Source organism: Desulfitobacterium sp. LBE, assembly GCF_007830365.1.
Taxonomy (GTDB): Bacteria; Bacillota; Desulfitobacteriia; order Desulfitobacteriales; family Desulfitobacteriaceae; genus Desulfitobacterium; species Desulfitobacterium hafniense.
The window spans coordinates 3,791,608-3,800,015 of the sequence record NZ_VLKD01000001.1; the positions used below are offsets into that span (position 1 = coordinate 3,791,608).

Below are 8,408 nucleotides of genomic sequence, written 5' to 3' on the forward strand. Positions count from 1 at the left end.
ACATGCTCTTTGCATTAAAGGACGGTGTTTGCGGTTATTCTGCGCACAAACCGGTTCTCAGGGATATTAACTTCACCCTGACAGACGGAGAAGTTCTTTGCCTGCTGGGCGCAAACGGTGTCGGGAAATCTACCCTGTTTAAGTCGATGCTGGCTTTGATCCCAATCCTTGGCGGTACCCTCAGTATCGACGGTGAAAACATCCTGCGCTGGTCCCGGGCCAAAATCGCGCAAAAGATCGGCTATGTCCCTCAATCGACGAACCCCCCTTTTTCCTATTCGGTCATGGATGTCATCCTGATGGGGCGCGCTGCCCATCTCGGCATGATGTCTTCCCCCAAGAAGGAGGATGAAGAGATTGCCGAATCCGTTGTGGAACGTCTCGGTATTCAGTATCTGGTCAACAAGCGGTATCTGGAGCTGTCCGGGGGCGAAAAGCAACTCGTATTGATCGCCCGGGCTCTTACTCAGCAGCCCCAGCTGCTGATCATGGATGAGCCAACCACCGCTTTGGACTTTGGCAATCAGCAGCTGGTTCTGAATCAGGTCCATCAGCTCTCCCAACAAGGTCTGGGCATTATTATGTCTTCTCATTTTCCGGATCATGCTTTCCTTTACTCACACAAGGTCCTGATGCTCAAAAATGGCGGGATCTATGCCATGGGTGCTCCTGCTGAAGTTATTTCCGAGCAGACGTTGCGCGATCTGTACCGGGTGGAAACCAAAATCATTGCCACCGGAATTATCTCCAACACCACCGGGTCTGAAATCAAGGCCTGCATTTCGATCACCTAAAGGAGGAACGATTGCTTTGCAAACATGCGATCATCCCTGCAGCGCTTGCCAAAGCCGCTGCCACCGGCAGAATACTTCGGCAGCGACCAAAAAAGACGCTTTAGCCAAGCTCGCTTTGGCGGCTGATTTTTCCCTCGGCGTGGAACAGATTTCGCTTGCCGAGGCCCTGCACCGGGTCATAGCCCAGGATGTCCTGGCGGTCTGGGATTCTCCCGTTGCAGATTATGCAACCCATGATGGGATTGCCATAGTTCGTGAAGAGGCGGGTGCTTCAGTCTCCGCCCTTCTTGCGCCTGACCGCTTTCAGATCGTAGGGATGGGCAATGTTATCCCTGAGCCTTTTGATACGGTGCTGGCCTACGAACTCTGTTCCTTTCAAAGTGATGGCAGTGTCCGGCTGCTGGGCCTATCCGAAAAAGGGGAAGGCATCATCCGCCGCGCTTCCAGCATTCGCAAAGGCGAGTTGGTTTTGGGAAAAGGCTTTCTTCTGGAGCCGCGCCATCTGGTGATTCTCCGCTACAGCGGGATCGAACAGGTTTCTGTATATTGCAGGCCGACCGCAGCCATCATTCCGGTGGGAAGCGACCTTACCCTTCCGGGAATAACACCTGCCCCAGGGCAGTACCCGGAAGCAGACGGCATACTGGTGGAGTCTGTGATCCGTTTATGCGGCGGTACAGCCAGGCTGAGGCCCCCTGTCCAAGACGATATGGCGGCCTTGAAAGGTGCTGTCCAATCCGAACTAACCGCTTGTGATATGGTGGTGCTTATCGGCGGCGTTGGCCTGGGTGGAGAAGGTTACCGCGATTTTTCCCGGGCTGCTGTCGAGGATTTAGGCTCGGTTCTTGTTCATGGCCTATCCTTCGGCCCGGGTGGCAAAGCAGCTCTACTTGGTGTCATCGACAACAAGCCTGTTATCGGAATTCCTGGTCCTCCCCACGCCGCTATCTTGGTGACGGAGGAGCTTATTCCGCCGATTATGGAGCTGTTTTTGGATATTCCCTGCTATGAACGGCCTGTTATTACCGCCGAGGCGGGAGTTGATATTTCCGCTAAAAGGACAAGTGACTTTTTTCCCCGTGTCCGTCTCAGTTCAGACGATGGACGCTATATCGCAAATCCCGTCCGTATGGGAGACAACATCGAGACCTTTGCCCGGGCTGAAGGCATTGCCCGTTACCGGCGGGGAATGGAGTATCCTAAAGGTTCTCCTGTAGAGGTGGAGTTGCTTTATAGCGAAAGACAGCTCTCCCGGCAGCTTAAAAAAGAATAAGAAGAGTGCCGGACTATGCCTCAACGGTAGTTTTGCAATGTGTTATTTTTAGGGGAACATATTGCTTAACATATAAAATTTCAACAAAGAGGAGATTAAACATGTTAAAGAAGATGAGAAAGAACGTCGCTTTATTGCTTGCCGCTGCTTTACTGCTCGGGTCTCTCGCAGGATGTTCCGGCACGAAAACTGCCGCTCCTGCGGAACCTTCTGCCCCTGCCGAAGCCTTTACCCGTGAAATCATTGACATGGCAGGCAACACCGTAACCATTCCTGCCCAGGTGAATAAGATAGCCGTTACTTCGTGGAAAGGGGCTTTTGGTTCCCTTGCCCTGCTCGGTCAGCTCGACAAAGTCACCGTCATGGCGGACACGGGCCGTTACACCTGGCTAAGGCAAGCTTTCCCCCAGATCAAGGATATTGCCAACTATGGCTCATTTAATGATGTCAATGTTGAGGAGCTTCTCAGCGCAAACGTCGACATCATTATTTCTCCTGAACAGGCTGCCGATGCCAATAAGAAAATGCAGGATTTAAACATGCCTGTTTATGTCGACGGGGTTACCCCTCCTGATGCGAAATCCGTTCTGGCCGTTGCCCAGGCTGAAATCAACGCCATGGCAGATGTAACGGGGACAAAGGACGTGGCAGACGCTTACTACAAGTGGCAGAATGATCTGCTGGCTGAAATTGAAAAACGGGTTGCCACCATTCCTGAAGCTGACCGCAAGACGGCTTTAGTGGTTCGTACGACGATGGATGAAGTGTTCTGCGAAAACATTTCCTTAGGTTATGGCGTAGTCCTGGCCGGCGGTAAGCTGGCCACAGAAGGTATCAATCAATACTACACTAAGGTCGATCCGGAAGAGATTGTTAAATGGAACCCCGATTTTATTTTCCAGCAGATCGTAACCAGCCCTTATGGAGAAGAAATGGCCCAGTTCTACAACAACTGGAAAAAGGATGAGCGCTACAAAAATCTTACTGCCGTGAAAAATGGAGACTGCTATATCATGCCGATGGGCATCGTTCAATGGTCCGGCGATATTGAATTTGCCCAAGGAGTTCTGTTGATGGCCAAGATGATGTATCCTGAGGTATTTGCAGACATGGATGTTAAGAAATATGCTGAGGAGTTCTATCGGCAATTCCTGGGCTATACCATGACTGATGCCGACTGGGCGGTGATGGCGCCTAACTTTGCCGGGGCCAAGACAACAGGTCTTTCTAAATAAATTTCTTGAAGTACGCCCCCGGCCCTTGGGCCGCGGGGCGTTTCGGCTTCAGACCAGCCGCTTGTGTGAAAGGGAATGATGTTAAAATGCAAAAAGGTATAGTAGTGCCTCCTCAGATGTGTGTTCAGGGATGCCATAACTGTTCCAATGAGTGTGAGCAAAAGGAGCTCTCAGTCCTGTCCCCTGAAGCGGCAATTGCTGAACTGCTCCTGGCCATCGGCGGCCAGTCTGTGGACAGTGAAATCATCCCCCTTGCCGGGGCATTGGATCGTGTCACAGCTGAGCCCATGTTTGCTACTTTCAACATTCCGGAGGCAACCTGTGCGATGCATGACGGCATTGCCGTCGATTGGGAAAACTGTTCCCGGAAGTGGGAGCGGGGAGAACGGGCCCTTGCTGCCGATGAGTTTATACACTGCCCCATGGGCAGCGTCATTCCTTCCGGGTTTGATACTCTGCTCCATGCCGAACAGTGCCGCATAAGCAAAGACAACACGGCAGTTCTGCTTGCCCTGCCTATCCAATACCAAAGCGTCCAGCCGCAAGGCTCTTCCGTGGCGGAAGGGGAAAAGATCAGCGAAGCAGGGGAAAAGCTTACACCTTCCCACCTGGCCATGCTGCAGTATGCCGGAATAACTCAGATCCCGGTCAAACCCAGGCCCCGCATCTCGATTGTGGCCATCGGCAATGAGCTGTGCAGTCCGGGAAGCCGTCCCCAACCTGGCGAGAACATTGACTGCGATAGTATCTTTATTCAAGCCATGGCTCGCCAATGTGGAGCCGAAGCTTTTGTCGCCCCGATCGTTCCCGATTCGGAAGCTGAAATCGAAGCAGCTGTGGAGCGTGAGCTTAAACAGTGCGATATTCTTGTTGTGATCGGCGGCGTTGGCCGGGGGGAACAGAATTATGGCGACTTTACCGTAAAAGCGCTGCGCAAGCTGGGAACGGTTTTGTGCCATGGTGCCGGCATCAGTCCCGGCGGCAAGAATCTGGTGCTGGCCTGTGCGGAAGGCAAGCCGGTGCTCGGTATTCCCGGCCCTCCCCATGCGGCGATTATCATGACGGAACGGTTTCTTCCTCCCCTAATCGAGCATTATCTTGGCTGCCCCTGCTACGAGCCACAGGAGATTGAAGTTACTCTGGAAGCGGATCTGCGCCCCCGGGGAAGCAGCATATGGATTCCCCGCCTCTATGTCTTTAAGGGTGACTCCGGATATACAGCCCGGGTAGTTGACCGTCTCGGTGATACTGTGGACAATTTTGTTAGGGCTATGGCCTCCACCACTGTCTATGGTGATCCGGAACAGTATAAAAAGGGCCGGAAGGTTAAAGCGCGCTTGCTCTACGGTGAAAAGACTTTAGAATGCAAAGTTCGCAAAATGCTTGAGCAGAATGAGGATTGAAAGAGAATCCCTTGATTGCAGGCCGCCATGATCCTCACCGGAACAGAGGATGTTGCCGCCGTTTCGCCGGCTGTGATTTCTAAAATGCCTAAAGTAAAGGAAGTAGGAGCTTTCGGCGGCAAGCAGGAATAGTACTGATAAGGGCTTAGGCGGGAAGATTAAAACCAACTCCAGGATACTCCCAATTAAAGGGAGTATCCTGGGGTTTCTCTTACTCGACCTATGATCCCGCCGACTCTCCCCTAGCCTTGGAGAGGGTCGAACATGTCATCGATGGTCGTCCCGACGATGCGAATATCTCTCTTGCCCGTCAGTTCCCCACTGGGGGAAAGAAAGATATTTCGTTGAATCATCGTGTCCATAGCTGCTTCAATCTCATTTGCAGTCAAGCCCGGTCTGGGATCATCCAGGCTGAGAGCAAACGTTTTATTCCCCGTTGTATTAAAAGTCAGCTTCAACACAGTTTTGTTGATAATAGCCATCTCTTCACCTCCTTTCTGCTAAGTGCTGTAAAAATTACTCTTTAACCGAAGGTTTATTAACGTTATTCGTCGATCAAATCATAATTTTTTCTGAGGATAGTCTGGATGACCACACGCTCGCTCAGGCCGAAAAAAGCTGCCGCCACATCATATATATCCTGATCTGTGGCGTCGGCTTTGATGTTATTCAGGCTTTTTTGCCTGATGATCGGAGCACCGGAAGGGGATTCCCCAACCTGGTATCGAATGACCACTGTCGAGCTCAGTGGATGCGCGATTACCGCCATGTGTGTTCACCTCCTTTACGCTGTAGTATATTGACGGCCGGGAAGACCCGTCCCGTCCCTTTATCCTATGGACTTGCTCCTGGGAAGGTGACAGGGGGAGAGCCATTTTTATAAAAAATAATTATTTTTTGGGTATATTGGTTAAATTTGTAACATTTAGGACCTTGACCACATAGTCTATGAGTAGATCAATCGAAAGGGACGGGTAATGATGATCACGTACTATGCTTTTCCGGCGCTCATGGAGTGCAATGCTCTGTCAGGCCGGTATATCGTCGTTTTCCCGGATTTGCCGGACCTTATTTGCCAGGGGGAAACCCGGGAGAGCGCTTTTCATGATGCGGAGATTTCTCTGGGGCTTCATCTGTATCATATGGAAAAGGACAAGAAACACATCCCGAACGCTTCCGATCCCGCCAGCTGGACGAAGGGGGAGGGGGCCGAAGTCATTGAGCTGGAGGCCGATACACTGAAGGTTCGGCAGGTCATTGATAAGAAGAGGGTTCCCAAATGTATCATGATTCCGAAATGGTTAAAGGATTTGGGGGAAGAACATGAGGTGAATTTTGTCCAAATTCTTATGGAGGGGTTAATGGAAGAGCTGGGTATACCTGATTAAAGGCAGGGAGCTATCATGGAAGAGTTGAGCAGGGAGCGCACTCCCCTTTTAATAGCTGCTGAAATCAATACAATCAAGAATCAGGTGAGCAAAGTTCTCCTCTACAGCGCCATTGAGATCGGCCGCCGTTTGGCAGAGGCGAAAAGTCTGCTCCCTTATGGGGAATGGGGCCGCTGGCTGGAAGAGTCGGTAAGCTACTCCCATAGAACGGCGACCAACCTGATCCGTCTGTTTGAGGAGTATGGATCCCAGCAACCTGATTTGCCAGATTGGCAAGCGCTTGCCAAACTAACTTATACCCAGGGGATCATCCTGCTGGGGGTCCCGGAGGAGGAACGGGCACAGCTTATCGCCGAGCTGGATTTGGAGAACTTATCGACCCGGGAGCTGCAAAAGGCGGTTCAGGAGCGGAATCAGGCCGCAGCGGAGCGGGACCGGGCTGTGGAGGAAAAAGCAGATCTTCAGCAAGCTCTGACAGATCAGGAAGAGCAGCTAACCAACCTGAGCGGCGAACGGGATAATCTGCTGAGCAAAGTGAAAGAGCTGAATCAGGTTAAGGAGAAGAGCGAGGCCAGGGTGGAAAAGCTGAGCCTGGATCTGCAGGGCCTTAAGCAGGAGACCTCCGCTCAGGCTATCAACCGGATGAGCAGCAGGTTGGATGAGGCCTATCACAAGACTAAGGCCAACAAGGTCGCCTTTTTATATGAAAGCATGGATCGCACCTTCCGGGAGCTTTTGTGGGAGATGAAGGAGTTTGCCAAGCAGGAGCCGGAGAGCTATAAGGTCTACAAGAACAAGATTGTCAACTTTCTGACTGAGAGTTTAAAAAAGGAAATGTAATCAGGGAATATAAAATAATGGAACAATGAGATGATAAAATAAAAGACCCTTGATCCGAGTGGTATACCACCGGGCCAAGGGTCTTTTCCCGCACTTTCAGAAAGTATAACGACCTTGCATACTTTCCTCCAGCATAAGTGCAACCTACGGCTTCGCCTTTCTGGATGTGTGATTAAAAGGCAAACAAGTGGGTCGACAGTGTCTTCGGGCGAAGCAACAAAGTTATCATGAACGAGGCACCCCTTTCGTAAATCGTAGGTTGTTTTGGTACAAACTAGTATGGCCGAACCAAAACAGAGCTACATACGAAAGGGGAGCCATACTATGAAGGATGCCACAAAATACGTAGGATTAGACGTTTCAAAAGAAAAGATTGCTGTCGCTCTTGCTGACGAAGGTCGTGGAGCACCGCGTTATTGGGGAGTTGTTCTTAATACACCTGAAGCCGTAAGAACACTTTTTAAGAAACTAGGCGACTCCTCACAACTCAAGGTGTGCTATGAGGCTGGTCCAACGGGTTATTGGCTGTATCGTTTGCTGGTAAGTATGGACATTGAATGTGTTGTTGTGGCCCCGTCACTCATTCCAAAACGACCCGGGGAACGGGTCAAGACGGACCGTCGTGATGCCTTGCGTTTAGCCCAGCTTTTGCGTGCCGGAGAGTTGACCTCTGTTTATGTTCCAACTGAAGAGGATGAAGCGCTTCGTGACTTAGTCCGGGCTCGGGAAGATGCTAAAGAGGATCAACTCAGAGCAAGGCATCGCCTCACCAAGTTTCTTATGCGCAATAACATCACTTCTCCAGAGAACGTCAGAAATTGGTCTGCAGCGCATCGTAAGTGGCTTAATCGTTTAGAATGGAGTAATGCAGCCCTTCGTGTGGTCTTTCAGGAATACCTCCACCATCTCAACGAGATAGAGCAACGTTTACAACGGATAGAACAGGAAATGCATCATCAAGCCCTGTATAGCCCTAAAGCCCCTATCATTCAAGGATTACAATCACTACGGGGAGTAGCAGAGATTACAGCGATAGGGTTAGTGGCTGAAGTGTGTTCCTTTACTAGATTTGAAGGTGCTCGATCCATGATGAGCTATACCGGGCTGGTTCCCAGCGAATATTCCAGTGGAGAAAGACGGAGACAGGGGGCGATCACCAAGGCAGGAAATACCCATGTTCGCCGATTGCTGGTCGAGGCTGCTTGGAGTTACCGATATCAACCGGCACTCAAAGGGAATCTTCTCAAAAGACAGGAAGGACTCCCCCCTCAGGTTCAAGCTATGGCATGGAAGGCTCAACATCGTTTGCATGGTAAATACTCTAAACTTATGGCCAAGGGCAAACCTCCCGGCAAAGTCGTCTCAGCAGTGGCCCGTGAATTAGCAGGCTTTGTTTGGGCCATTGCCAATGAACTGGAGAAAGAGACCGTGTCTTAAGATTCAACGATAACGAATAAAGAACACCCAGTTGAAGG

Annotated in this window: 9 protein-coding genes; 7 read left to right on the top strand and 2 right to left on the bottom strand. The window is 50.9% G+C overall.

Going from position 1 to position 8,408, the window contains the following annotated elements:
• Positions 1-2: 2 nt before the first annotated feature.
• The 4 genes from DESLBE_RS18030 to DESLBE_RS18045 all read left to right on the top strand — a co-directional run bounded on the left by DESLBE_RS18030 (position 3) and on the right by DESLBE_RS18045 (position 4,705).
• Complete coding sequence (locus tag DESLBE_RS18030) at positions 3-794, top strand: ABC transporter ATP-binding protein (protein ID WP_144677774.1); 792 nt, start codon at positions 3-5, stop codon at positions 792-794.
• A gap of 16 nt (positions 795-810) precedes the next feature.
• Positions 811-2,067: a molybdopterin-binding protein gene (locus DESLBE_RS18035; protein WP_144677775.1), complete on the top strand. Its 1,257-nt coding sequence runs from the start codon at positions 811-813 to the stop codon at positions 2,065-2,067.
• A gap of 101 nt (positions 2,068-2,168) precedes the next feature.
• Complete coding sequence (locus DESLBE_RS18040) at positions 2,169-3,302, top strand: ABC transporter substrate-binding protein (RefSeq protein WP_144677776.1); 1,134 nt, start codon at positions 2,169-2,171, stop codon at positions 3,300-3,302.
• An 86-nt stretch (positions 3,303-3,388) separates the two neighbouring features.
• Positions 3,389-4,705, top strand: coding sequence for a molybdopterin molybdotransferase MoeA (locus DESLBE_RS18045; protein WP_144677777.1), 1,317 nt, complete (start codon positions 3,389-3,391; stop codon positions 4,703-4,705).
• Positions 4,706-4,947: 242 nt separating this feature from the next.
• Here DESLBE_RS18045 and DESLBE_RS18050 read toward each other — a convergent pair whose 3' ends face one another.
• Together DESLBE_RS18050 and DESLBE_RS18055 are read right to left on the bottom strand one after the other, a co-directional pair.
• Positions 4,948-5,187 (bottom strand): DUF2922 domain-containing protein, encoded by a 240-nt coding sequence (locus DESLBE_RS18050; protein WP_144677778.1) that lies wholly within the window; start codon positions 5,185-5,187, stop codon positions 4,948-4,950.
• Between the two features lie 62 nt (positions 5,188-5,249).
• Positions 5,250-5,474, bottom strand: coding sequence for a DUF1659 domain-containing protein (locus DESLBE_RS18055; RefSeq protein ID WP_144677779.1), 225 nt, complete (start codon positions 5,472-5,474; stop codon positions 5,250-5,252).
• 211 nt (positions 5,475-5,685) lie between these two features.
• Here DESLBE_RS18055 and DESLBE_RS18060 point away from each other — a divergent pair, with 211 nt between their 5' ends.
• The 3 genes from DESLBE_RS18060 to DESLBE_RS18070 all read left to right on the top strand — a co-directional run bounded on the left by DESLBE_RS18060 (position 5,686) and on the right by DESLBE_RS18070 (position 8,370).
• A complete protein-coding gene (locus DESLBE_RS18060) occupies positions 5,686-6,093 on the top strand; it encodes a type II toxin-antitoxin system HicB family antitoxin (protein ID WP_144678674.1) in 408 nt (135 codons plus the stop codon).
• 15 nt (positions 6,094-6,108) lie between these two features.
• Entirely contained in the window at positions 6,109-6,933 is an 825-nt protein-coding gene (locus DESLBE_RS18065) for a DUF3102 domain-containing protein (RefSeq protein ID WP_144677780.1), read from the top strand.
• Between the two features lie 324 nt (positions 6,934-7,257).
• The gene (locus tag DESLBE_RS18070) at positions 7,258-8,370 is read left to right on the top strand and encodes an IS110 family transposase (RefSeq protein WP_144675186.1); all 1,113 of its coding nucleotides are present in this window, start codon (positions 7,258-7,260) and stop codon (positions 8,368-8,370) included.
• Positions 8,371-8,408: the final 38 nt, after the last annotated feature.